The 24,646-nt window shown below is 72.0% G+C and carries 20 protein-coding genes; 11 read left to right on the forward strand and 9 right to left on the reverse strand.

Features of this window, described 5'->3' with window-relative positions:
* Nucleotides 1-34 precede the first annotated feature (34 nt).
* Entirely contained in the window at nucleotides 35-514 is a 480-nt protein-coding gene (locus ACIBK9_RS20905) for a proteasome activator (protein ID WP_397160355.1), read from the forward strand.
* 19 nt (nucleotides 515-533) lie between these two features.
* On the opposite strand, the gene ACIBK9_RS20910 is transcribed toward ACIBK9_RS20905, so the two are convergent.
* A complete protein-coding gene (locus ACIBK9_RS20910) occupies nucleotides 534-1,568 on the reverse strand; it encodes a DUF6221 family protein (RefSeq protein ID WP_397160357.1) in 1,035 nt (344 codons plus the stop codon).
* A 143-nt stretch (nucleotides 1,569-1,711) separates the two neighbouring features.
* On the opposite strand from ACIBK9_RS20910, the gene ACIBK9_RS20915 reads away from it, so the two are divergent.
* The 4 genes from ACIBK9_RS20915 (at nucleotide 1,712) to ACIBK9_RS20930 (ending at nucleotide 6,494) form a co-directional block, all read left to right on the forward strand.
* Complete coding sequence (locus tag ACIBK9_RS20915; protein WP_397160359.1) at nucleotides 1,712-2,953, forward strand: SRPBCC family protein; 1,242 nt, start codon at nucleotides 1,712-1,714, stop codon at nucleotides 2,951-2,953.
* Between the two features lie 195 nt (nucleotides 2,954-3,148).
* Complete coding sequence (locus ACIBK9_RS20920; RefSeq protein ID WP_397160361.1) at nucleotides 3,149-5,332, forward strand: transglycosylase domain-containing protein; 2,184 nt, start codon at nucleotides 3,149-3,151, stop codon at nucleotides 5,330-5,332.
* 98 nt (nucleotides 5,333-5,430) lie between these two features.
* A complete protein-coding gene (locus ACIBK9_RS20925; RefSeq protein ID WP_397160363.1) occupies nucleotides 5,431-6,036 on the forward strand; it encodes a superoxide dismutase family protein in 606 nt (201 codons plus the stop codon).
* Between the two features lie 125 nt (nucleotides 6,037-6,161).
* Nucleotides 6,162-6,494 carry a putative quinol monooxygenase gene (locus tag ACIBK9_RS20930; RefSeq protein WP_358292493.1) on the forward strand — a complete coding sequence of 111 codons (333 nt, stop codon included), beginning with the start codon at nucleotides 6,162-6,164 and terminating at the stop codon, nucleotides 6,492-6,494.
* 4 nt (nucleotides 6,495-6,498) lie between these two features.
* Here the strand turns inward: ACIBK9_RS20930 and ACIBK9_RS20935 are convergent, their stop codons facing one another.
* Complete coding sequence (locus ACIBK9_RS20935) at nucleotides 6,499-6,885, reverse strand: DoxX family protein (protein ID WP_397160365.1); 387 nt, start codon at nucleotides 6,883-6,885, stop codon at nucleotides 6,499-6,501.
* Nucleotides 6,886-6,911: 26 nt separating this feature from the next.
* Complete coding sequence (locus ACIBK9_RS20940) at nucleotides 6,912-7,865, reverse strand: NAD(P)H-binding protein (RefSeq protein WP_397160367.1); 954 nt, start codon at nucleotides 7,863-7,865, stop codon at nucleotides 6,912-6,914.
* Nucleotides 7,866-8,009: 144 nt separating this feature from the next.
* Between ACIBK9_RS20940 and ACIBK9_RS20945 the strand changes: the two genes are divergently transcribed.
* The 3 genes from ACIBK9_RS20945 (at nucleotide 8,010) to ACIBK9_RS20955 (ending at nucleotide 12,279) form a co-directional block, all read left to right on the forward strand.
* On the forward strand, nucleotides 8,010-8,789 hold the full coding sequence (locus ACIBK9_RS20945; protein WP_358292488.1) for a CPBP family intramembrane glutamic endopeptidase: 780 nt from the start codon (nucleotides 8,010-8,012) through the stop codon (nucleotides 8,787-8,789).
* Nucleotides 8,790-8,965: 176 nt separating this feature from the next.
* Nucleotides 8,966-10,930 (forward strand): glycosyl hydrolase family 28-related protein, encoded by a 1,965-nt coding sequence (locus ACIBK9_RS20950; protein WP_397160370.1) that lies wholly within the window; start codon nucleotides 8,966-8,968, stop codon nucleotides 10,928-10,930.
* 86 nt (nucleotides 10,931-11,016) lie between these two features.
* A complete protein-coding gene (locus ACIBK9_RS20955) occupies nucleotides 11,017-12,279 on the forward strand; it encodes an FxsB family cyclophane-forming radical SAM/SPASM peptide maturase (protein ID WP_397160372.1) in 1,263 nt (420 codons plus the stop codon).
* A 15-nt stretch (nucleotides 12,280-12,294) separates the two neighbouring features.
* Here ACIBK9_RS20955 and fxsT read toward each other — a convergent pair whose 3' ends face one another.
* The gene (fxsT, locus tag ACIBK9_RS20960) at nucleotides 12,295-14,874 is read right to left on the reverse strand and encodes an FxSxx-COOH system tetratricopeptide repeat protein (protein ID WP_397160374.1); all 2,580 of its coding nucleotides are present in this window, start codon (nucleotides 14,872-14,874) and stop codon (nucleotides 12,295-12,297) included.
* Between the two features lie 287 nt (nucleotides 14,875-15,161).
* Here fxsT and ACIBK9_RS20965 point away from each other — a divergent pair, with 287 nt between their 5' ends.
* The 3 genes from ACIBK9_RS20965 to ACIBK9_RS20975 all read left to right on the forward strand — a co-directional run bounded on the left by ACIBK9_RS20965 (nucleotide 15,162) and on the right by ACIBK9_RS20975 (nucleotide 19,489).
* Nucleotides 15,162-15,341, forward strand: a complete 180-nt coding sequence (locus ACIBK9_RS20965; protein ID WP_397160376.1) for a hypothetical protein — start codon at nucleotides 15,162-15,164, stop codon at nucleotides 15,339-15,341.
* Nucleotides 15,342-15,545: 204 nt separating this feature from the next.
* Nucleotides 15,546-18,653, forward strand: a complete 3,108-nt coding sequence (locus tag ACIBK9_RS20970) for an NACHT domain-containing protein (RefSeq protein WP_397160378.1) — start codon at nucleotides 15,546-15,548, stop codon at nucleotides 18,651-18,653.
* A 41-nt stretch (nucleotides 18,654-18,694) separates the two neighbouring features.
* Nucleotides 18,695-19,489: an SDR family oxidoreductase gene (locus ACIBK9_RS20975; protein ID WP_397160380.1), complete on the forward strand. Its 795-nt coding sequence runs from the start codon at nucleotides 18,695-18,697 to the stop codon at nucleotides 19,487-19,489.
* A gap of 106 nt (nucleotides 19,490-19,595) precedes the next feature.
* On the opposite strand, the gene ACIBK9_RS20980 is transcribed toward ACIBK9_RS20975, so the two are convergent.
* The 5 genes from ACIBK9_RS20980 to ACIBK9_RS21000 are packed head-to-tail and all read right to left on the reverse strand — an operon-like array spanning nucleotide 19,596 to nucleotide 24,279.
* Nucleotides 19,596-20,123 carry an NADPH-dependent FMN reductase gene (locus ACIBK9_RS20980; RefSeq protein WP_397160382.1) on the reverse strand — a complete coding sequence of 176 codons (528 nt, stop codon included), beginning with the start codon at nucleotides 20,121-20,123 and terminating at the stop codon, nucleotides 19,596-19,598.
* The gene (locus tag ACIBK9_RS20985) at nucleotides 20,120-21,451 is read right to left on the reverse strand and encodes an LLM class flavin-dependent oxidoreductase (RefSeq protein ID WP_397160384.1); all 1,332 of its coding nucleotides are present in this window, start codon (nucleotides 21,449-21,451) and stop codon (nucleotides 20,120-20,122) included. Before ACIBK9_RS20985 ends, ACIBK9_RS20980 begins: the two co-directional genes overlap by 4 nt.
* Nucleotides 21,448-22,434 carry an ABC transporter permease gene (locus ACIBK9_RS20990; RefSeq protein ID WP_397160386.1) on the reverse strand — a complete coding sequence of 329 codons (987 nt, stop codon included), beginning with the start codon at nucleotides 22,432-22,434 and terminating at the stop codon, nucleotides 21,448-21,450. Before ACIBK9_RS20990 ends, ACIBK9_RS20985 begins: the two co-directional genes overlap by 4 nt.
* Nucleotides 22,427-23,263: an ABC transporter ATP-binding protein gene (locus tag ACIBK9_RS20995; protein WP_397160388.1), complete on the reverse strand. Its 837-nt coding sequence runs from the start codon at nucleotides 23,261-23,263 to the stop codon at nucleotides 22,427-22,429. Before ACIBK9_RS20995 ends, ACIBK9_RS20990 begins: the two co-directional genes overlap by 8 nt.
* Nucleotides 23,260-24,279, reverse strand: coding sequence for an ABC transporter substrate-binding protein (locus ACIBK9_RS21000; protein WP_397160390.1), 1,020 nt, complete (start codon nucleotides 24,277-24,279; stop codon nucleotides 23,260-23,262). Before ACIBK9_RS21000 ends, ACIBK9_RS20995 begins: the two co-directional genes overlap by 4 nt.
* Nucleotides 24,280-24,646 lie beyond the last annotated feature (367 nt).

A 24,646-nucleotide genomic window follows, 5' to 3' on the forward strand; every position in this document is an offset into this window, starting at 1 on the left:
GAGCCGCTCACCTGCGTGAACGAGGACTGAGGACATGACGACGACGCCGCATCCAGCATCGGGGGACGAGCAGCGCGAGCACACCCTGCGCGATGCCGTGAGGACGGACATCGAGAGCGTCGAGGAGCCCGCCCGGCTGCTCCGCGTGAGCGCGATGGCCCGCAGCCTGCTGGAGGAGGCCAAGGGGGTGCACCTGGAGGAGCGCGCCAGGGAGCGCATGCACCGCATCTACGAGCAGGCCATCCGGGAGGTCGCCGGGGCGGTCGCGCCCGAGCTGCGCGACGAGCTGGAGCGCCTGCGGCCAACCCCGAACGGCGGGACGCCGACGGAGATGGAGATCCGGGTCATGCAGGGGCAGCTCGTGGGCTGGCTGGAGGGCGTCTTCCAGGGCATCCAGGCCGGGCTCCAGCTCCAGCAGGCCGCCGCCCGCCAGCAGCAGCTCGGCCTGCACGCCGGCCGCGCCCTGCCCCGCCCCGACGGCGTCCGCGCCCAGAACGACGGCAACTACATGTAGACACCGGAGCCGGGAGCGGTCAGCGGGAGGGGCTCCATTCGGGCCGCCAGCCGGGGCGCAGGCGGTAGCCGTAGGCCAGGTGGCGCAGCGTCTGGCAGGGAGAGCCGGCGGCCTCGCCGCACACCGGGCAGAGGGCGTCCCCGGTGTCCCCGGCCGACAGCGGCGGGGTGTGCTCGTTCAGCAACGCCAGTTCGGCGCCGCAGCGGGCGATCGCGTCGGCCGGGTCGTGCAGGGCGATGTGGATCGCCTCGACCGGGTGGAGCAGGTCGTCGTCGTGGAAGCCGACGCGGGTGACCGTCCGCCCGCCGCCGAACTCCAGCCGCCGCGCGCCGCCCGCGCCCTGGCGTACCGGGGCGGTGGCCGGGCCGGCGGCCGTGAGGTAGCGCCAGGGCCCGGCGCCGGCCGCCTCCGCGGTGGCCTTGTCGGCCTCGATCTGCGTGCGCAGCCACTGGACCAGCGTGGCGCCGTCGGTGTGGGGGGCGCCCTCGGCGCCTTCCAGCTCGCGCAGGAACGGGGTCACCGCCGCGTTCAGCTCGCCGACGAACGCCTCCAGCGACGCCTGGGCGTCGTCCAGGTTGGGCAGGCCCTCGGCGCGCGGCCGGGTGGGCGTCGGCAGCCGGTCTCCGGACAGGGGGATGCGCAGCTCCAGCGTGCTCAGGGCGGTCGGCGTGCCCTCCGCGCCGGCCGCGTACGGCTGCTCGCCCTGGTGCCGCCAGCTCGACCAGCCGTCCGGCAGCGGGACGGGCGGCGGCGCGGCGAGCTCGACCACGGCCAGCGGGTCGCGGCCGTCCTCGGCCCGGTGGCAGGCCGCGTCCAGGACCCGGGGATGGGTGCGCACGTACGGCGAGTCGGCGACCGGGCGGGTGGCGACCTCCCAGGCGGCCAGCGCGAAGTGCAGCGGGTCCAGCGTGACGCCGCTCGCGCCCGGCTCCCCGCCCGTGGCCGCGAACGCGTGCCGCCATCTGCGTAGCTGTTCGCCGTAGTGCTCCTGCGTCCCGCCGTGCCCGGCGTCGATCCAGAACGCCTGCGTCGCGGTGCGAGCCGTGCTCTTCATGGCAGAACTCCCCTTAAATCCCCTATCGTGCTTTCTGCCCGGTATCGCGGGCGACCAACGCCTCCGGACCGCCCTCCGTTAGCGCTGTGACCTGCGGGGTAGGCCACGGCCAGCGGGAAGTGCGAGCGAGGGGGATTGTGGTCATGCGCACGACTGCTTTTCGGGGCATCAGCTCCTTCAACGGGGAATCGCGGCAACCGGCTCCGCGGCGCATCCAGATCGTGCACACCGAGTCGCGAGGACGGTCGCACCCGTTCGTCGCGGCCGTGCTCGGCGCCTGCGCCGGGGCCGCGGTGACGTACCTGCTGGATCCGGACCGGGGCCGGACGCGCCGCGCCCGCGTGCGGGACAAGGGCTCGCACGCCACCCACGAGGTGCGCGACGGCCTGGGCGTGCTCGGCCGCGACCTGTCCAACAGGGGCCGCGGGTCGGCCGCGGCGGCCAGGTACCGCCTGACCGGCGGCACCGCCGACGACCGCGTCCTGCACGAACGCGTACGCGCCGAACTGGGCCGTCACATCAGCCACCCGCACGCCGTCGAGGTCGAGGTGCGCGAGCGCGTCGTGACGCTCTCCGGCGACGTGCTCGCGGGCGAGGACGAGCGCGCCCGCCAGAAGGTGCGCCGCATCCCGGGCGTCAAGCGGGTGGAGACCACCTGGCACGTGCACAGGGACGGCACCGACGCGCCCCGGCTGCAGGGTCAGGGCCGCCGCCGCAAGGCGGTGCCGGAGCTGCTGCAGCAGCGCTGGTCGCCCTCGGCCAGGCTGGTCGCGGGCGGGGCGGCGGCCTCGATCTGGGCGGTCACCGGCAAGCTGCCGAAGCCGCTGTCCTGGCTGACCCGCTGCGCCGCCTCCGCGCTGGCCGTGCGGGCGGCGACGAACCTGCCGCTGCGCCGCCTCACCGGCGTCAACGCCGGTCGCGAGGCGATCGACGTCAACGCGGCCGTCTCGATCGCGGCGCCGGTGGCGGCCGTGTGGCCGCTGGTGAGCGACTACTCGCTGTTCCCGCGCTTCATGCCGGACGTCGAGGAGGTCCGGCTGTCGGCCGACGAGCTGCGCTCCCACTGGGTGATCAGGGGCCCGGCCGGGACGCGCATCCGCTTCACGGCCACCGAGACCAAGCGCGAGGAGGGCGCGGAGATCGCCTGGAAGTCCGGCGACGGCGAGCTCATCGCCCACACCGGCGTGCTGCGCGTGGACGCCCAGGCCGACGGCCGGACGCGCGTCCAGGTGCACCTGTGCTACAACCCCATCGCGGGGGCGGCCGGGCACGCCATCGCCGGGCTGCTCGGCGCGCATCCCGCGCGCAAGCTGCGGCAGGATCTGATGCGGCTGAAGGAGCACGTCGAGAGCCAGGTGCAGCCGGCCGCGCCGTCCCTGCTCTGACCGCTCTCCGACCGCTCTCCGGCCGCTCTCCGGCCGCCGGACGGCCACGCGCGACGGGGGGTCGCGCGTGGCCCGTACGCTGGCGTGATATCGATCCCGATATCACCCGATGGCCGATATCGGTCTTGGACGCCGCCTTTTGTCCTGTGCTGTCATGTCCGGGCTTGTCCTGTTCCCGCCCGGAGGTGCTCCCGCATGCCCAATCGCCTGTCGAACGTCGGTCGGCTCACGGTCGCGGCGATGTCGGCCGGGTTGCTGACGGCCGCGATCACGCTGCCCGCCGTCGGCGGCACCGGCACGCTGGTCGTCTCCGCCACCGAGCAGCTGAACCTCAAGCCGGTGGCGCTGGCCGAGCCGCCCCTGGCGCAGACCTCCACCGTGTACGACGCCCGCGGCAACGTGATCGCCCGCTTCTACGACCAGAACCGCGAGATCGTCCGCCTGGACCAGATCTCCGAGGTGATGCGGACGGCGGTCGTCGCCATCGAGGACGACCGGTTCTACCAGCACGGCGCGATCGACCTGGAGGGCACGCTGCGCGCCCTGGTCAAGAACCTCAGCTCCGACCGGCTCAGCCAGGGCGGTTCCAGCATCACCCAGCAGTACGTCAAGCAGGTGCTGCTCAACGCGGCCGGCACCGAGCAGGACAAGAACAAGGCCCTGGAGGCCAGCTACGCCCGCAAGCTCAAGGAGCTGCGCTACGCGATGGGCGTCGAGCAGAAGTACGGCAAGGACGAGATCCTGCGCCGCTACCTCAACATCGCCTACTTCGGCGCGGGGGCCAACGGCGTGCAGGCCGCGGCCAGGCGGTTCTTCGGCGTCCCGGCGTCCCGGCTGGACCTGGCCCAGGCCGCCACGCTGGCGGGCGCCGTGCAGGACCCGAACACGACCGACCCGAGCCGCGGCGGGAAGGCCCGCGCACTGCTGCTGGCCCGGCGGAACGTGGTGCTCGACCGGATGGCCGAGCTGGGCAGGATCACGCCGGAGCAGGCGGCCGCGGCCAAGGCGAGGAAGCTGGGGTTCAAGGACGTCCGGCTGCCCAACGGCTGCGGCGACAGCGACCATCCCTACTTCTGCGAGTACGTCCGGCACGAGCTGCTGGCCAACCCGGCCTTCGGCGGCACGCGGCGGGCCAGGGAACGCGCCTTCGCGCAGGGCGGCCTGAAGATCTACACCACGCTCGACCCGAAAGCCCAGGCCGCCGCCGACCGGGCGATCAGGAAGCACGTCGCCGCCACTGACAACGCCCTGGCCGCCGAGGCGCTGGTCGAGCCCGGCACCGGCGCGATCAGGGCCATGGCCGCCAGCCGCGGCTACGGCTCCTCGGCCAGGAAGAAGCAGATCTCCTTCAACGCGGTGGCCGACGCGCGGCACGGCGGGCTGATCGGCTTCCAGGCGGGCTCGACGTTCAAGACGTTCACCCTGGTCGAGGCGCTCAAGCAGGGCATGAAGGTGGACGACGGCATCACCGTGGGCAACGGCTACAAAGCCCCCTCCACCGCCGCCTTCAAGAACTGCGCCGGCGCCGGCGTCGGCGACCCGTCCTGGACGGTCACCAACGACGAGGGCTCCCCCGGTTTCAAGACGCTGCGGACCGGCACGTGGGGCTCGGTGAACACCTTCTTCATGGCGCTGGAGCAGCGGGTGGGGCTGTGCCGGACGGTGGAGACGGCCAAGTCGCTCGGCATCGCCCGCGCCGACGGCCGCAAGCTCCAGGAGTACGAGACGTTCACGCTCGGCATCAACGAGACCGACCCGGTGACGGTGGCCACCGCGTACGCCGCCATCGCCGCCCGGGGCAGGTACTGCGCGCCGATGGCCATCACCAAGATCACCGATGCCGCCACCGGCCGGCCGACCTCGTACCGGCCGTCGTGCCGGCAGGCGCTCGATCCGGGCGTCGCCGACGCGACCGCGCACATCCTGTCGGGCGTGTTCACCAAGGGCACGATGAGCCGCGTCGGCGGCATCGGCCGCCCGGCGGCGGGCAAGACCGGCACCACCGACGGGTACGCCACGGCGTGGTTCGCCGGGTTCACCCCGGACCTGGCGGGCGCGGTCAGCATCGGCGACCCGCGCGGCTCGCAGCGGCACAAGCTGGTGAACACCACGATCGGCGGCCGGCACTTCGCCATCGTGGCCGGGGCCTCGCTGCCGGGGCCGATCTGGAACGACACGATGAGGGCGGCGCTGAAGGGCGTGCCGGCCACGCGGTTCACGCTGATCGACACCGGGCGCTTCGGCGGCTGCGGCGACGCCTGCGCGCCCGCCCGTCCCGACCGGGACGCGTACCGTCCCGACGCGGGCGAGCCCGGCCTCGGGGAGCCGGCCCTCGACGACCAGGGCGCCGGGAGAACGCCCGTGGCTCCCGGTCCATAACCCCGACGGGTGACTCAAGAGCTATACGACAGGCGGCGCGGCGCGACCGTACCCTCGATGAGTCCGCACATCTCCGCCTCACGAGGGACGGTTCCGCCATGCCCAAGGCACGGACGTTCGGCCGGACACATCTGGCGCTCTGCCTCGCGCTGGCCGCCGGGGTCGCCGCCATCGGCGTGAGCGCGGTGGCCGACGCCACCGCCGCGCGCCCGGGCGACCCGCGGCCCGTGGTCATCCGCGACACGAGCGGCGTCGCGGTCGGGCGGCTCAGCATCCTGCGCGAGGGGTTCGGGACGGCGCGCGTCTCGGTCTCGGTCAAGGGCCTGACGCCCGGCTTCCACGGCTTCCACATCCACACGACGGGCCTGTGCGACCCCAAGGCCGTCGATCCGGCGACCGGCCAGGTCTCCCCCTTCTTCACCGCCGGCGGCCACCTCGACCTGGCCGGCGCCGTCCACGCCGGGCACTCGGGCGACCTGCCGCCGCTGCTGGTCGGCAAGGACGGGTCGGGCGCCGCGTCGGTCGTCACCGACCGGTTCGGCCTGCGCGAGCTGACCGACGCCGACGGCAGCGCGGTCATCGTGCACGCGCTCCCCGACAACCTGGCCAACATCCCCGCCCGCTACGCCCCTAACGGCCCCGACGAGGCCACCCACAGGACCGGTGACGCGGGCGGCCGCACCGCCTGCGGCGTGATCAGGTGACGCGACGCGCGTGAGGCCAGCCGTGGCCAGGTGGCGACGCGACGCGCCTGTGCCCCGCCGTGGCCGGGCGGCGGTGTGCGGCTAGTCTCGTGCCGTAACGCCGCCGACCTCGGGGAGTTCCCGTCATGATCTTCATCACCGCGAAGTTCCGCGTCCTGCCGGAGCACGCCGGCCGCTGGCCGGAGATCTCGGCCGAGTTCACCGAGGCCACCCGCGCCGAGCCGGGCTGCCTGTGGTTCGACTGGTCGCGCAGCCTCGACGACCCGGCCGAGTACGTCCTCGTCGAGGCCTTCCGCGACGACGCCGCCGGGGCGGCGCACGTGGGGTCGGCGCACTTCAAGCAGGCCCAGCAGGTGCTGCCCGGCTACCTGGCCGAGACGCCGCGCATCGTCAACGCGAACGTCCCGCAGGACGACTGGTCGCTGCTCGGCGAGATGGCCGTCCCCGAGCGCGGCTGACCGCTCACGGCCGCAGCACCAGCGCCGGATCCAGCGCCAGGGTGGCGGCCGCGAGCGCGAGGAACACGATCGCCAGGTAGAACTGCGGCGAGCGGTCGGCCACGCGCAGGTGGGTGTAGAGGGCGCAGACGAAGTAGAGGACGAGCCCGGCCGCGGCCGCCGTCCCGGCCAGGGGCACGCCCAGCAGGCCGAGCGCCAGCCCGGCCGCGCCGGCCGCCTTCAGCGTGCCGATCGGCCAGACCAGCCACGACCGCGGCACCCCGGTCCGGTCGAGCGCGGGGCCGAGCGACCGCATCACCGGGGCGAGCCGGGTCATGGCGGCGAACCCGGAGAAGGCGTTGCAGGCGATCGTCACCAGCGCGGTGACGACGTAGGCGGTGGAGTGCGGCACGGGATCCTCCGGTCGGTGTCGGCTGGTCAGCCCTGCGGGCCGAGCCCGGACGCGTGGCCCGCGGCCGGGTCGTCCAGGGGCTGATGGACGGGCGAGCGGTCGTCGGCCGGGTGGGTCTGGCGGGCGAAGGCCGGGGCGTGGGCGGCGGCCCAGTCGCCGAAGGTGCGGGGCGGGCGGCCGAGCACCGCGGCCGCGTCCCCGGTGACCGGGTGCTGGGGGCGCGTGGCGTACCTGGCGTAGCGCGCCAGCAGGGCCTGGACGAACGGCTCCGGCAGGCCGCCCGCGACCAGGCGCCGCTCGGCGGCCTCCGGCGGGATCTCCTCGAAGCGCAGCGGCCGGCCGATCGCCTCGCCGAGCACGGCCACCATCGCGGCGTGGGTCAGCGACTCGGGCCCGGTCAGTTCGAGCCGGCGTCCGGCGTACCCGCCGAGCAGCGTCCTGGCGGCGATCTCGACCAGGTCCCGCTCGTCGATCGGCACCTCCTGGAAGCCCGCGTGCACGTACCGGACGACGTCCCCGGCCCGGATCTGCGGGGCCCACGCCTGGAGGGCGTTGCCGGCGAAGGAGGCGGCGCGCAGGCTGGTCCACTCCAGGCCGCTGTGCACGGCGGCGGCCTCGGCCTCCTTGTTCCGGTCGCCGCGGAAGCGGGAGGGCTGCTCGTCGAGGGGCTCGTCGACGTTCATCGCCGACAGGGCCACCACCCGCCGCGCCCCGCGCTCGGCGGCACGGGCGAGCAGGCCGGGCGCCCCGTCGCCGATGGCGCGCGGGTGCAGGAAGACGGCGGTGACGCCGTCCAGGTGGCCGGCGAGGGTCTCGGGGCGGGCCGGGTCGCCCTCGACGGCCTCGGCTCCGGCGGGCAGGCGCACCCCGGCCGCCGAACGGGTGACGGCGCGCACCTTGGCCCCTCGGGCGGTGAGCAGTTCGACCAGCGGGCGTCCGAACGTCCCGGTGGCGCCGGTGACGAGAATCATGTCGTTCATGCCCTCTGAGAGGAACCCGGGACGGGAAGTGTGACATCGGCTTGAGCCGGCGGAAGTCCCGCCCGCTCGGCCACCGAGCTCCGGGACCCGCCGACAAGGGGTGCTTTATCCGGATCGGAGCGCTGGGCGGCTACTCTGCGGCCCATGCACACCCAGTCACTCGCACCCGGTCCGGCCCTCGGCCCCAGGCTCATCAGAGCCGAGATCCTCGTCGTGCTGTCGGTCTCGCTCGGCGCCAGCGCGGTGTTGTCGCTGGTCCGGCTGATCGGCTCGCTGACCGCGCCCAAGGAGCTGAAGGGGCAGCAGGCCGTGCTGGTCGGCTCGCTGGCCCCCGGGCGGCCGTGGCTGGACCTGACGTTGCAGCTCGTGGACATCGCGATCTCGGTGGCGCCGGTCGCGCTGGTGGCGTACCTGCTGGTGCGGTCGGGCGAGTCGTTGCGGACGATCGGGGTGGACCTGCGCGAGCCGGGCCGCGACACGTTGCGCGGCGCGCTGCTCGCCGCCGCGATCGGCGGCACGGGGCTGGCCTTCTACCTGGTGGTCTACGCGCTGGGCGTCAACCTGACGGTGGTGCCGGGGCAGTTGCCCGAGGTGTGGTGGCGGGTGCCGGTGCTGCTGCTGGCCGCCGCGCAGAACGGCGTGCTGGAGGAGGTGCTGGTCAGCGGCTACCTGCTGCACCGGCTGGACCAGGCGGGCTGGGGGCCGTGGCGGGCGGTGGCCGTGTCGTCGGTGTTGCGGGGGTCGTACCACCTGTATCAGGGGTTCGGGGGGTTCGTCGGGAACGTGGTCATGGGGCTGGTGTTCGGACGGCTGTACCAGCGGTGGGGGCGCGCGATGCCGCTGGTGATCGCGCACACGCTGATCGACGTGGTGGCCTTCGTCGGGTACGCCGCCCTGCACGGCCGGGTGAGCTGGCTCCCCTGACGCAAGCGACTTGCACGACTGTCGCAAGAAACCGATAAACGCTTGCAGCTCGACAACAAAGCTCCGAAACTCCTTCGCAGGAGCCTTGTGTCGCGGGGTCGTGGGGTCCTACTGTCACCTCACCCCCCGAGAGAATCGAGCTTCGGATGTCAGGCACGAGCACATCCCGGAGGGTCGTGGCGGTGCTCGCCGCGGCCCTCGGCCTCCCCCTCGCCTCGCTCGCCGTCCCCGCGCAGGCCGTAGCGGCACATGCGCCCGCGGTCACCAGGGCCGCCCTCGACCCGGCCCTGGTCGCCGGCCGGGGCGCGCGCGTCGGCTTCGCCGAGCAGGAGGCCGAGAACGCCCCGACGGACGGCACGGTCATCGGCCCCGACCGCACCGCGTACACGCTGCCCGCCGAGGCGTCCGGGCGGCGGGCGGTCCGGCTGACGCCCGGCCGGCACGTCGAGTTCACCCTGCCGGCCGCGGCCAACGCGATCACGGTCCGCTACAGCATCCCCGACGCGCCCGCGGGCGGCGGCATCACCGCGCCGCTCGACGTCGCGGTCAACGGCCGCCACCGGGCCACCATGACGCTGACCTCGCAGTACTCCTGGCTGTACAACCAGTACCCCTTCACCAACGACCCCGGGGCCGACCTGCTGCACCCGGACTGGTGGATCACCGAGTGCTCCTGCGTGCCCAGCGCCACCACCCCGGCCCCGGCGATCGTCAAGCCGTTCCGGCCCAGCCACTTCTACGACGAGCAGCGCCTGCTGCTCGGGCGCACGTACCGGGCGGGCGACCGGATCCGGCTGACGGCGAGCGCCGCAGCCGCCTGGACGGTCATCGACCTGCTCGACTCCGAACTCGTCGCCCCGCCGCGGATCGAGCCGGTCGCGGCCGACGTGCTGGCCTTCGGCGCCGACCCGTCCGGGCGCCGCGAGTCGTCGGCCGCCTTCGACCGGGCCGTCGCCTTCGCCCGGCGCGCCCACCTGAAGGTGTACGTCCCGCCCGGCACGTACCAGGTCAACCGGCACATCGTCGTGGACGACGTGACGATCACCGGCGCCGGAAGCTGGTACACGATCATCAAGGGCCGCGAGGTCACCCTGGACGCCCCGGCGCCCGACGGGTCCGTCCACACCGGCGTCGGCTTCTACGGCAGGGACGCCGCGGACGGCGGCAGCCGCAACGTGCACCTGTCCGGGTTCGCCATCGAGGGCGACGTCCGCGAGCGCGTGGACACCGACCAGGTCAACGGCGTCGGCGGCGCGATGAGCGACTCCACGATCGAGGGCCTGCACATCCACCACACCAAGGTCGGCCTCTGGTTCGACGGCCCGATGAGCGGCACCCGCGTCACCGGCAACGTGATCGCCGACCAGATCGCCGACGGGCTCAACCTGCACACCGGCGTCACCGGCACGGTCGTGTCGGACAACTTCGTCCGCAACTCCGGCGACGACGGCCTGGCCATGTGGTCGGAGCGCACAGCGGACGCGCGCAACACCTTCGACCACAACACGGTCCAGACGCCGGTGCTGGCCAACGGCATCGCGATCTACGGCGGCACCGACAACACGGTCTCGGCCAACCTGATCGCCGACCCCGTCCGCGAGGGCAGCGCCCTGCAGGTCGGCTCCCGCTTCGGCGCCGAGCCGTTCGCCGGCCGCCTGGACATCACCGGCAACACCACCGTGCGGGCCGGCACGTACGAGCTGAACTGGAAGATCGGCCTCGGCGCCATCTGGTTCTACGCCCTGGAGCGGAACATCGACGCCGACATCCGGGTGACCGGCGACCACTACCTGGACAACACCTACAACGCCGTCATGCTGGTCGCCGACTGGCCCGTCAAGGACCTCTACTCCATCACGAACCTGCGCTTCAAGGACGTCCGGGTGGACGGCACCGGCACCTCGGTGCTCAGCGCCCGCGCCGCCGGCTCGGCCGCCTTCGAGAACGTGGACGCCCGCAACGTGGGCGCGGTCCCCGTGAACAACTGCGGCACCTTCCACTTCACCCCGTCCGGCTCGGAGTTCGCGCTGACGGACGGCGGCGGCAACGACGGCTGGCTCGCCCCCTGGCTCCTGCCCAACACCCTCACCTGCGACGACCGCCCTCCGGCGATCCCCCCGCCGGCCCCCGCCCCTTGGTGAGGTCGAAAACACCGGCGAAGGGATTTTGACAGCGTGATTCCTGCGACCATGATGGAGGAGCACATTCGTCCCAGGAGCTGATCGACGTGCACGGAGACGGCGGAGCGCCCACCGGTCCGGGCGGCAACGAATGGCCCGCCGACCTCGACGTCGGGCTCCTGCTGGAGTCCGGCTGGCGCCCCACCGCCTTCCGGCAGTTCATCCTCAAGCTGCACAGCCGCTGCAACCTCGCCTGCGACTACTGCTACATGTACGAGATGGCCGACCAGAGCTGGCGCCGCCAGCCGCGGAGCATGGCGAAGCCGACCATCGACCGCGTGGCCGCCCGCATCGCCGAACACGCCGATGCTCACCAGCTGAAGAGCGTGGACATCACCCTGCACGGCGGCGAGCCCCTGCTGGCCGGCATGCCACACGTCCGATACGCGGTGAACGCCCTGAGATCGGCGCTCGGCGAGCGGACAGACGCGGTCGTCCAGGTGCAGACCAACGGCGTCCTGCTCAGCGAGGCGTTCCTGGACCTGCTCGCCGAGCTCGACGTGTACGTCGGCGTCAGCCTCGACGGTGACGCCGACGGGCACGACCGCCACCGCCGGCGCTCCGACGGGGAGGGCAGCTACGACAAGGTGCGCGCCGGGCTGGCCCGGCTCACCTCGCCCGCCTATCGCCACCTGTTCAGCGGCCTGCTGTGCACGCTCGACCTCGCCAACGACCCCGTCATCACCTACAAGGCCCTGCTGGAGTTCCAGCCGCCGACGGTGGACTTCCTGCTGCCGCACGGCAACTGGGAGACTCCACCGCCCGGCTGGTCGGCGACCGCACAGCCCTACGGCGACTGGCTCGTCGCCGTCTTCGAGCACTGGCGTTCGGCCCGGCCCAGGGCGACCCGGATCCGGCTGTTCAGCGAGATCATCCGGCAGTTGTGCGGCAGCCCGTCCAGGAGCGAGTCGATCGGGCTGGCGCCCGTGGCCGTGGTCGTGGTGGAGACGGACGGCAGCATCGAGCAGGTCGACACGCTCAAGTCCGCCTACGAGGGGGCGACGCGCACCGCGCTGCACGTGCTGCGCGACTCCTTCGACACGGCGCTGCTCGAACCGGCCATCGTCGCCCGGCAGATCGGCCGTGACGCGATGTCGGAGACCTGCGCGTCCTGCGACATCGTGGGGATCTGCGGCGGCGGCCTCTACCCGCATCGCTATCGCGAGGGCAGCGGCTTCCGCAACCCGTCCGTCTACAGCCGCGATCTGTACCGGCTGATCACGCACATCCGGGGCGCGCTCCACGAGGAGCTGGCCGCGCTGTCCGGGACGGCCCCGGCGGCGCCGCGCCCGTCCTCCGGCGGGCAGTGACCGCGGCGCCTGCCGTCACACGGGCGGGGGGTCGAAGTCCAGGTCGAGATGGCGGCCTTCGTCCGCCGCCCGCGCGTCCGGATGCTCCATGCCGCGCGTCTCGCGGTAGTGGCGCATCGTCTCCTCGCGCAGGGCGGCCGCCTCCTCCTTGTAGTCGGCCCTGGCCAGGTCGGCGGCGAGGTTGGCGGCACAGGCCAGGGTGGTGGGATGTTGCTCGCCCACCAGGGGACGGAGCTGCCGAAGCGTGTCCCTGCCCAGCCCGCAGGCCGCCTCCAGCTCGCCGAGGGCGGCCAGGTCGCTGGCGAGGTTGACGGACGCGGTCAGCGCGTAGTGGTGCCCACCGCCCACCGTGGCCTTCAGCCCGGCGATGACGCGTTCGTTCAGCTCGCGGGCGCCCTCCAGGTCGCCGCGCACCCGCAGCAGGACCGCCACGTTGCTGGCGCTGCCGAAATAGTACGGATGGTTGGGCCCGTACACCCTCGGATAGCGCACCATGGCGTCCTGGGCCAGTTTGAACGCCCTGTCGATCAGGTCGTTGACCCGGAACGCGTTGGCCAGGCACAGAGCGGCGCCCAGCGTGCTCGGATGGTCGATGCCGTAGTTGCGCACGTAGCGCGCGTGCACGGTGGCGGCCAGTTCGAGGGCCTCGGCCGCCTCGCCCACCCGGAGCCGGGCGATGGCGAGGTCCTTCTGCGTGAGCAGGATGCGCGGATGGTCGGCGTCGAGCTGCTCCTGACCGTAGGCCAGCGCCTCCTCGCCGATGTCGCAGGCCTCCGCGTAGTCTCCGCAGAGCCGGGTCATGCGGCTCAGGCTGGCCCACAGGTTCAGGACCGTGCCCCGGGCCACGGCCGACTCGGCCAGTTGCGCCGCCCTCAGCGCCTCTTCGAGCAGTGTCCGCGCGCCGCGGTAGTCGCTGTTGAGCCCCAGGTCGAGCGCCAGGTTGTTGACCGCCATGAGCGTACGGGCGTGGTCGGGACCGAGGACGGCCTGGTGCACGCTCACCGATTCGGTGTCGTGCTCGCGCGCCTCGACGAACAGGCCGCGACCGCGCAGGTCGGCGCCGATGCCGTTGCGCAGCACCAGGGTGTCACGATGCTCGTCGCCGACCGTCTCCCGCATGGCGGCGAGCGTGGCCATGTCCAGGTCGTACGCTTCGTCGTAGCGGCCCAGGAACCGGAGCAGGTCGCCCTTGACGCGCTGTGCCCGCAACACGCTGATGTCCTGCCGGCCGGAGTCGGCCTTCCACCGCTCCAGGAAGCTGTCGACGTGCGTGCGCGCGACGTTGTGGTTGCCGGAGGCCATCAGGTATTCGAGGATCCGCAGCGCGAACTCCCGCACGTCCTCACGCTCGCTGTCGGCCAGCCTGGTCGGCGCGACATGGGCCAGCAGGGCGTCGAACCGGGGCCAGTTCGCGGGGTCGCCGGTGTCGCCGGGCGCCGCTCCGGCGAGCAGGGAGTGCACCTCCGCCCGGATCAGGTCCTGGGTGTCGGCCGGCAGGCCCTCCCGCAGCAGCGCCTGGATGAGCCGGTGCACCTGGATCGTGCGCTCGCCGGTGACCGTGCCCTGGCCGGGCTCGGCCTCGATGCGGACCAGCGCGTACTTCCCCAGTCTCTTGATCGCCTTGCTCAGCCGGAGCGGGTCGGCGAGCAACTCGGCCATGACCGGCCGCACCGGACCCCTGACCGGGCGGAACACCCCGCGCGGAATGGGCTCGGGCCCGAAGAAGGCGCAGCAGCGCAGCAGCTCCATGGCTTCGGGCAGGTGCTCCTGGAGCGTGCTGACCGACAGCTCCCAGGCCGCGGACATCGACAACGGGTACTCGGCGGGCTTGCCCTCGCTCAGCAGGCTCGCGGTGCGCTCCTTGAGCAGGCGCAGGTACTCCTCCGGCGACATGCCGGTCTCGCTCTGCAGCGCGGCCGACTGCTCCAGCGCCAGCGGAAGGTCCCCGAGAGCCTCGGCGAGCCGGCCGGCGTCGGCGTCGCTGATCGAGCGGCGCATGCGCCTGCCGAGGAACTGCATGCTCTCCTCGCGGCTGAACACGTCGACGGCGACCGTGCCGACCACGCCCTCCCACCGGTGGTTGCGCGAGGTGATGAGCACGTGCCCGGGGCCGGGGGGAATGTTCGGCTGGAGGTCTTCGGGCTCGTCGGCGTTGTCGAAGATCAGCAGCCACCGCTCGTACGGCTCCCCGCTGCGCAATCTCTCGATCACGGCGTCGGCGGCGTCCTCCGTGCTGGTCATGGTGGATCCGGGCACGCCCAGCCGCGGCGCGAGCTGCGCCAGGTTCGATCGCACGAGGCCCGGCTGGTCCGCGGGGATCCACCAGACGAGGTCGTACTGGTCGCGGAAGCGGTAGGCGTACTCGATGGCCATCTGGGTCTTGCCGACGCCGCCCAGGCCGTGCAGGGCGCGCGGGCCTTGCGGCAGGTTGGGGGCGTGTGCCACCACCGCGGTGACCTGGCCGACGATCCCGCTGCGCAGCCTGTCGAGCAGCTCTTCCCGCCCGGTGAAGTTCTGGTTCCGCGGCGGGACCTTCCAGACCGCGGGATACGGGCCCGTGGTCCCCCACGCCACCGACTCCGGTGAATCCGTCACGCGTTATCGCCTCCCGTCCGCGAGTCCCAGTGAGGGATTACCGCACTGGTGGCAGGGGCAAGATGGAGATGGCCGACATTATGCTGATTAGCGTACAGGTTTCATGCACGCCGGTCATTACGGTCAGCACTGTTAGCTGTTTTCCGGACAGCTATAATAGGGCGACGACAATGCCGGCACGCAGACAGTACCTTCCAGATCAACGTTCTCGCGAAACTTCGGAGCCGGCGTTCCGCGCCGCTCACGCCTCGCGAGGCGGCGAGTGTCGACCAGCAGAGGAGATGGCCATGGCACCGCAGCGGAGCGACCTGATCGACGCGCTCTCCATCGTGTCCGACCTTGACAGGCTCGGCGACTCCCCCATCGGCCTGACCGTCCGGGAGCTGCTGGAGGAGCCCCGCCAGGCGGAGGACTGCAGGAAGTTCGACAACAGCACCCCGCCGCCGCCCCTGGTCGGCGACCGCTAGGGACCGGGTCCGGAATCGGCGGGGAACCACCACCTCGCCGATGCGGACCAAATACGTCATTCCACAACTTAATCGACATTAATTCTCATGCCGCTTTAATCCGGATAAACGGATCAAATATTGATTCGTCCGACGTCTAACCATATGGTCACATCAGTAACACAACCGTAGACGGCTCATCCTCCGTTGTGGTGTAGGTCTTGTGTGACCGTAGGGTGGTTCAACTATTCGGATGCCGTGAAAGTGCTGGGCGGCGAGGGGAAACTGGTCAAGGCGCTCGACCGCCTGGTCGGAGGGCTGTTGCTCAGCGCGACCGGCCCGACGGGCGAGCTGGTGGTCAGCCTGTTCGACGTCGAGGGAGAGCTCGCCCGCGTGAGCGGACAGCTCGGCACGGCGCTCCACGACCGCTTCTCCGGCCTCGGCAGATACCAGCGCACCCAACGGATCGCCGCCGCCCACGCCGTCATCGTCGTCACCGCGTTCTTCGAGGCCGTCCGGCAGGGGGAGGAGCACCTCGGCGCCGGGAAGCTGCGCATGCTCAGGTCGGAGCAGGTGCTCATAGCGGGCGCCTCGGACGTGACCGGGAACCGGCTGGGCGACCTGGTCGAGCACCTCCTGCACGTCCAACTTCCCTGCCCAGGACCGACGCAGCCGTACGAGCAGGTCGAGAAGGCTCTGGACGACTACTACCGGCTGCTGTCCGCCCGGCTGCTGACGTTCCTGCGCGGGCTGCGCATGTGGGAGTCCATGACCGAGGCCCAGCGCGAGCAGGCCGAACGCTGGCTGACCGACGGCGTGCCGCAGGCGGCGCGCCGGCAGTACGCCGAGCTGTTCCACCGCCTGTGCACCGAGGTGCCCGAGATCGCGTACTGGGCGGCCCGCGTCGACCATCAGGCCACCCGTACCGTCATCGGATCGCTCGACACCGGTCTGCGCGATCTGCGCCGGCTGCTCGAATCGGTCGTGTCGGGAGCCGTGCCCGGCGGCATCCGCGACGCGCTCTCACAGCACTACCGGACGGCGTTGAACCAGCCCGTCATCTCCAGCGCCGACCTGCCCGACGACATGACCATGCCCACGCTCGACCAGGCGTACATCAGCCCGTGCTTCCGCCGGGCGGTCGTGACCGGCTCGTCCCGGCCGGCCGAGTGGAGCTGGTGGCGGGACCGTCCTCTGGAGAGCGACCTGCGCACGTTGCTCTTCGGCTATCTCACGCATCCGAGCGCCACCCAGCTCCCGCTGCTGGTGCTGGGGCAGCCCGGTGCGGGGAAGTCCGTCCTGACCAAGATCCTGGCGGCCAGGCTGCCGCCGGAGCAGTTCGCCGTCGTCCGCGTCCCGCTCCGGGAGGCGCCCGCCGAGCAGGACCTGCAGACGCAGATCGAGCACGCCATCCGGCAGGCCACGGGTGAGAGCGTGCGATGGCCCGCACTGTACGCCGGGGCCGCGAACATCGTCGGCGTGGTCATCCTGGACGGCTTCGACGAGCTGCTCCAGGCGACGGGCGTGAGCAACACGAACTACCTGGAGAAGGTGGCCGCGTTCCAGGAGCGCGAGGCTGCCCAGGGAAGGCCCACCGCGGTCATCGTCACGAGCCGCACCGTGGTGGCCGACCGGGCCCGCCTGCCGCGGGAGACCGTGGTGATCCACCTGGAACCGTTCAACGAGACCCAGGTCAAGCGGTGGCTGGACATGTGGAACCGGTTGAACGCCCGGTATTTCAGCGACCACTCCCTCTTCCCGCTGGAGCTGTCCACCGTCGCCGGGCTCGGCGAACTCGCCTTCCAACCGCTCCTGCTGCTGATGCTCGCGCTCTACGACATGGACGGCAACCCCCTGCGTCACGAGCTGGGCAGGCTGGACCGGGCACAGCTCTACGAACGGCTCCTCGTCAGGTTCGCCCGCAGGGAGGTCCGCAAGTCCGGCGACGCGCTGTCGGAGCAGGCGCTGGAGCGTTCCGTGGACCGGGAGCTGCTGCGGCTGTCGGTCGTGGCGTTCGCCATGTTCAACCGCAACAGCCAGTGGGCGACCGAGGAGGACCTCAAGGGAGACCTGCTCCACCTGCTGGCCGAGGAGAGCAGCCAGGCCGGCGAGTTCCGGACGCCGTTGAACCCCGCCCAGCTCGTCGTGGGGCGCTTCTTCTTCGTGCACGAATCGCAGGCGACGCAGGACGACCAGCAGCGGAAGACCTACGAGTTCCTGCACTCCACCTTCGGCGAGTATCTCGTCGCCCGGCTCACCACCCATGAGGTCGAGGACCTGGTGGCCGCGGCGGAACTGGACACCGGGCACGCCCGGCGCAACCGCCCGAACGACGACTTCCTGCACGCGCTGCTGTGCCACAACCCGCTGTCATCCAGGGAATCGGTGCTGGAGTTCCTCCAGGACCTGATCCGCGGGCTGAGCCGCGATTCGCGGGACATGCTCAAGCGCACCCTGCTGGCCCTGTTCCACGACGCGCTGTACTTCCGCAGCTCCCTGACCTTCGGCTCGTACCTGCCCGGCCGCGTCCGCGAGCTGCGCACCGCCCCCATGCAGTTCGCCACCTACAGCCTCAACCTGCTCGTCCTGCTGACCCTCGCCTGTGACGAGGTCACCGGCGAGGAGCTGTTCCCCGCGCCGCCGGTCACGGCGGGCACCCCGGTCTCGGTGGTGAGCAGGTGGCGGAGCATCGCCCGTCTGTGGCGGTCCCAGATCGCCTACAACGCCTGGACGAACCTGGTCCGCCACGTGGAGGTCCAGCGGTCGTGGCAGGACGGCGAACGCACCCTGCTCCTCAGGTGGGTGGGCAGCAGGGGATCCACCCCGCCGCTGGTCGACCTCTACTGGACCTTCGAGAGGGGGCCGGATCACGAGACCCGCGGACAGTCCTCCTGGATGCACGAGGAGTTCATGGCGGCCGCCCGCCACTTCCACTTCATCTGCGGTTACGAGGAAGAGCTGCTCGTCCACGCCCTGGCGCCGCTCACGGCCGAGCTGAGCCGCTCGCTGATGACCGTCGCCGGCTACTGGCCCGACCGCGCGATGTCGCCCGCTCATGCCCTGCTCCGCCTGTGGCTGCTGTCCAGCCGCGGCGGCGACCCGGCCGAGCTGGCCGGCGCCTACGCCGACTGCATCCTGCTGAGCCAGGCGTTCGCCCCCTATGCCGACAAGGACGCGACCGCCTTCCTCGACATCGTCCTGGGGCACCTCAAGCTGGACGCGCCCCGGCTGCGCGGCGTGCTCGCCCTGCGAGATCTGCGGCTCGGGCGGGACAAGCCCGAGATGGTGGCCAAGGTCCGCTCGGTGCTGACGGAGCTCGGCCTGACGCGGTGAGGCGGGCGCGTCAGGGGGCCGGAGGTGGGCAGGGGGAGGGCATGACCGACACCTACGACCGGGTCGCCGTTGTGACGGGCGCCGATTCCGGTATCGGCAGGGCCACCGCCGTGCTGCTGGCCGAGCACGGGTTCGACGTGGGGATCACCTACCACGAGGACGAGGACGGCGCACGGGAGACCGCCGCGCTGGTACGGAACTCGGGCAAGGCGGCGGCCGTGCGCCGCCACGACCTGACCGACCCGGTCCGCGCCGCGCACGTCGTCGACGAGCTGGCCGGGGATCTGGGCGGGCTCGGCGTGCTGGTCAACAACGCCGGCACCGGATCGTCGGAGCCGCTGCTCGACATGGACTACGAGCGCTGGCGTTCGGTGCTGTCGGTGGACCTGGACGGGCCGTTCCTGTGCGCGCAGCGGGCGGCCCGGCGGATGGTCGCCGAGGGGCGCGGCGGCCGGATCGTGAACGTCACCAGCGTGCACGAGGAGTACCCGAGGGTGGGGGCGGGGCCGTACTGCGCGGCCAAGGGCGGGTTGAAGCTGCTCAGCCGGGTGCTGGCGCTGGAGCTGGCCGCGCACGGCATCACGGTCAACACGGTCGCGCCCGGCGAGATCGCCACCCCGATGACCGGGCAGGAGGACCGGCCGCCGCGGGCCGGGAGCCGTCCGGGGTACCCGATCCCGCGGCCGGGCGACGCCCGGGAGGTCGCCGCGGTCATCGCCTTCCTGGCCTCGCCGGCCGCCTCGTACATGACCGGGTCGTCGGTGTTCGTGGACGGCGGCCTGGTCACTATGGGACCGCAGGCGGCGGGGGCGCTCCAGTCCGGCGACTGGCGTTGACCCCGCACCCCCGCCCGCCCGCTACCCACGCGGCACCCCCGCCCCCAGGCGAATGGCACCGCGGTCCTTCAGCCGGCCCGCCGTGCTTCAGACGGCCCGCCGTCGTTCAGGCGGTGGCCGGATGGCCGACCGCGAGGGCCGCGGCCACCTGCGGCGCGACCCGCTCCGCCCAGCGGCCCAGGGGCTCCTCCAGCACGGGCAGCTGCGACTCCAGCACCGCGAGCCCCGGTGTCGGCACGGTCGCGCCGAGCTCCACCAGCAGCGGACGCAGGTGCACCTCGACCGCCAGCGCGTGCTTCGGATCGCCCATGACCAGCAGCGGCAACGCCACCACCCCGGCCAGCGCCTCCGGCCGCAACCGGTCGAGGAACGCCTTCAGCAGCCCGGTGTACGTGCCCTTGTAGGTGGGGCTGGCCACCACCAGCACCCGCGCCTCGGCGACCAGCTCCAGCGCCACCTCCACGCCGGGCGCGGGCCCGGGGGCGAGCAGGTGCGGCCCGAGCGCCGACAGGTCGATCACGTCGTGCGCGCCCGGGAGGCCGAGCCGCCGCGCGACGGCCTCGGCGGCCTCCACGGCCACGGTCCGCGTCCTGGAGCCCTCGCGGGGGTTGCCGACCAGCGCGACGACGCTCATCCGGCCACCGCCGCCGCCAGCCCGGCGGCGTACCGGGAGACGGGCCGGGTCAGGCCGTAGTTGTCGCGGAGGGTACGGCCCTCGTACTCGTACCGGAACAGGCCCCTGACCTGCAACTCCGGCACGACGTGGTCCACGAAGTCGGACAGTCCCGACGGGAGCAGCGGCGGCATGATGTTGAAGCCGTCGGCGGCCCCGGTGAAGAACCACTCCTGGAGCTGGTCGGCGATCTGCTCGGGCGTCCCGGCGACCACGCGGTGGCCGCGGCCGCCGGCCAGCCGGTTGAGCAGCTGCCTGACCGTCAGGCGTTCCCGCCTGGCCAGGTCGATGACGAGCTTGCGACGGCTCTGCGCGCCCTCGGTCTCGACGGCCACGTCCGGGAGCGGCCGGTCGAGGTCGTCCTCGGTCAGCTCGATGCCGGTCAGGTGGGAGAGCTGGGCCAGGCCGTAGGCGGGGATGATCAGGTCTTCGAGCTCCTTCTCCAGGTGCAGCGCCTCCCGTTCGGTCGAGCCGATGATCGGCGAGATGCCGGGCAGCACGAGCACGTCGCCGGGCTGCCTGCCGTGGGCGGCCACCCGTCGTTTGAGGTCGCTGTAGAACTCCTGGCCCTCCTCCAGGGTCTGCTGGGCGGTGAAGACGGCCTCGGCGTGCCGGGCGGCGAACTCCTTGCCGTCCTCCGACGACCCGGCCTGCACCAGCAGCGGACGGCCCTGCGGGGAACGGGAGGTGTTCAACGGCCCCCGGACGGCGAAGTGGCGGCCGATGTGCTCGACGGGATGGATCTTGCCGGTGTCGGCGTAGCGGCCGCCGGTGCGGTCGCCCAGGATGGCGTCGTCCTCCCAGCTGTCCCAGAGCTTGCCGACGACCTCCAGGAACTCGTCCGCCCTGGCGTAGCGGGCGGCGTGCGTGGGGCGTTCGACGCCGAAGTTGAGCGCCTCGGCCTCGCTGGCGGAGGTGACGATGTTCCAGCCGGCCCGGCCGCCGCTGATGTGGTCGAGGGAGGCGAACTTGCGCGCCACGTGGAAGGGCTCGTTGTACGTCGTGGAGACGGTCGCGATCAGGCCGATGTGGTCGGTCACCGAGGCCAGCGCGGCCAGCAGCGTGAGCGGTTCCAGCCCGCCGAGCGCGTTGTGCCGGACGTCGCCCTGCAGCGCCACGCCGTCGGCGAGGAAGAGCGAGTCGAGCTTGCCGCGCTCGGCGATCCTGGCCAGCTCCTGGTAGTGGCGGACGTCGGTCAGGCGGCTCGGCTCGGTGCGGGGGTGCCGCCAGGCGGCCTCGTGATGGCCGACGCCCATGAGGAAGGCGTTCAGGTGGAGCTTTCTCGTCACGTGGTCCTCCAGGTGGAGAAGCGGCGCTCGACGCCGATCAGGAGCAGGTTGAACAGCAGGCCGACCACGGAGATCGTGATGATGCCGGCGTACATGTCGGGGATGCGGAAGCTGGACTGGGCGTCGAGGATGAGGTAGCCGAGCCCGGCCTTGGCGCCGACCATCTCGGCGAACAGCAGCACGAGGATCGAGTACGCGCCCGCCAGGCGCACCCCCGTGAAGATGGTGGGCACGGCGGCCGGCAGGATCACCTTCTGGAACAGCCGAACCGGGCCGAGGCCCATCGACCGGGCCGACTTGATCAGCAGAGGTTCGACGGTCTTCACGCCGCTGACGGTGTTGAGCAGGATGGGCCAGGAGCAGGCGTACAGGACGAACGCCACCTTCGTCGTCTCGCCGATGCCGAGGATGAGCGTGAAGACCGGCAGCAGCGCGACCGCCGAGGTGTTGCGGAACACCTCCAGCAGCGGGGTGAGGAAGTCGGCGACGGGCTTGTACCAGCCGATCAGCAGCCCGAGCGGGATGGCCAGCACGATCGCCAGCCCGAACCCGGACAGCGAGCGCGCCAGCGACGCCCCCAGGTGCTCCGGGAGCCGGCCCGTGAGCAGCAGGTCCGCGCCGGCGGCCAGGCTCTCCGACAGCGGGGGCACGAACACGGGGTCCACCACGCCGAGGCGGGGCAGCACCTCCCAGGCGGCCAGGAGCAGCAGGATCGCGGCCGAGTTCCGCACCGCCCGCCGCGCCGGCCGGCCCGCCCGCCGCCACGCCGCCGCCTTCCGGCTCGTTCCGCCCGACGCCGCCTTCCGGTCCTCCCCCTCGGTGGGCCGGACAGCGGTGGGCAGGACAGCGGTGGGCAGGACAGCGGTGGGCAGGACAGCGGCGGGCTCGTCCCGGGTGGCGGGGTCGGGGTCGTCGTCGGGGAGGTCGTACCAGTGGACGTCGCCCTCGGGACGCGTCCGTTCGTCGGCGCGGGCGTCAGTCATGCCGGATCGCCGCCTTCCGCTCCTGCACCTGCGCCGCGGCGACCTCGTCGCGCAGCAGCCCCCACACGTGGTGCCGGTACTCGCCGAAGCGCGGGTCGGCCCGCAGGTCGCCCTCGCGCGAGTCGAAGTCCACCTCGATGATCTCCTTGATCCGGCCCGGCCTGGAGGTCATCACGGCGACGCGTTGCCCCAGGTAGACGGCCTCGTCGATGCCGTGCGTGATGAACACGACGGTCTTGCGGGTGTGCTGCCAGATGCGCAGCAGCTCCTCCTGGAGCGACTCGCGGGTCTGCGCGTCGAGCGCGGCGAACGGCTCGTCCATCAGCAGGACGTCGGGGTCGAAGGCCAGGCTGCGGGCGATGGCGACGCGCTGGCGCATGCCGCCCGACAGTTCGTGCGGGTAGCGGTCCTCGAAGCCGGACAGTCCGACCAGTTCCAGGTGCCGCCGCGCCCGTTCCGTACGCTCGGCCCTGGGCACGCCCTTGGCCTCCAGCCCGAAGGCCACGTTGGCCAGCGCGGTCCGCCAGGGGAACAGCGCGTACTGCTGGAAGACGATCCCCCGGTCGAGGCCGGGCCCGGCGACGGGCGCGCCGTTGACCACGATCTGGCCCGACGTCGGCTCGGTGAGGCCCGCGACCAGGTCGAGGAGGGTGGACTTGCCGCAGCCGCTCGGCCCGACGAGCGTGAGGAACTCCCCTTCGCGGACGTCCAGCTCGATCCCGGACAGGGCGGTGAACGGCTCGCCCGCGTCCCTGACCGTGAACTCCTTGGAGACGTTCCGGATGCCGATCTTGGTCTGGACGCCGGTCTCGCTGATCGTGGCGGTCATGAGCCGCTCCCGTTCGCGTAGGGGTTGAACTCGTTGGTGTAGAGGTCGGTGGCCTTGACCTGGCCAGGACGGATCTCGCCCTCGCGCTGGAGCCAGTCGATCCACCGCTGGAACTCCCGGCTGTCGATGACGCCGCCCCTGCCCGCGATGCCGGTGCTCTTCCAGAGCTTCACGACGTCGGTGCTCTCGTTGCGCCCGCGCTTGGCGATGATCTGCTGGAACTTGGCGACGACCTCCTCGCGCGGGTGGGTCTGCGCCCAGGCGATGGCCTTGGCGAAGCCGGCCACGAAGGTCTTGACGGTGCCGGGGTTCCTGGCGATGAAGTCCTCGCGCAGCACGACGGACCCGGCCGTGAACGGCCCGAACAGCTCGACGTCGGTGAACAGCGGACGCAGCCCGCCGCGTTCGAGCGCCTTGTCCTTGAGCACGCCGCCGAGCGTGCCGACGTCGAGCTGCCCCTGCCGCAGCGCCTGCTCGGTGTTGACCGGCGGGATGACCACGAGCTGGACCTGCTCGATCTCGGCCGGGGTCAGCCCCTGACGCTTGAGGTACTCCTTGATGACGGCCTCGTGGTGGGCGCCGAGGGTGTTGACGCCGATCTTCTTGCCGATGAGGTCGCGGGCGGTTCTGATGGGGCTGTCGTCCTTGACGTAGTAGCCGTTGAACGACTTCTCGTCCGAGCCGTAGTAGCCGATCACCGCCTTGATCGGGGCCTTGGCCGCCTTGAGCTTGATGACGGCGCCGTCGAAGGCGCCGCCGAAGTCGGTCTGGCCGGTGGCCGCGGACTGGATGTCCTGCGGCCCCGAGGTGGTGTTGCCCACCCACTTGAGCTTGACGTCGCCGAGGTAGCCGAGCTCCGCGGCCAGTTCGGGGAAGGTGACGGTGCCCGTGCTGCCCTGGTAGCGGAGCTCCTTCACCTCCGGTTCGCCGGGTTTCGCCGAGCCCTCGGCCGCGCCGCAGCCGACGGTCACGGTGGCGAGCAGCACGGTGAGGAGTGCACGTCTGATGTTGATCACGATGAGTTCCTCTGGGGAGAACTGCGCAGGGGGTAGGGAGGTCTGCCGGAGGTGCGTGATCAGCGACACTGCGCGCTGGCGACGTGGCCGTGGTCCACGTGCGGGCGCCGGGTCAGGTAGAGGCCCTGGCTCATGCGTACGAAGCTACGGAACCCCGGACGCTAAGTCAACATTTCCTACTGGCTATACATGAAAAGCCGAGACCATGCCGGATGGGAATGCCTTTCCACAGAGGGCACGACGGGCGTGACGGGCCTGGTCAGCGAGGCACTGCCCGGCCTTGCGGCACGCCGGATCACCCGTTCGGCGCGGCGGTGGGCCGGAAGGGCATTGGCGGGCCGGCGAAAGTCCGTCAATGTGAGACCTG

The sequence above is a fragment of the Nonomuraea sp. NPDC050227 genome (assembly GCF_044459705.1).
Classification (GTDB): Bacteria; Actinomycetota; Actinomycetes; order Streptosporangiales; family Streptosporangiaceae; genus Nonomuraea.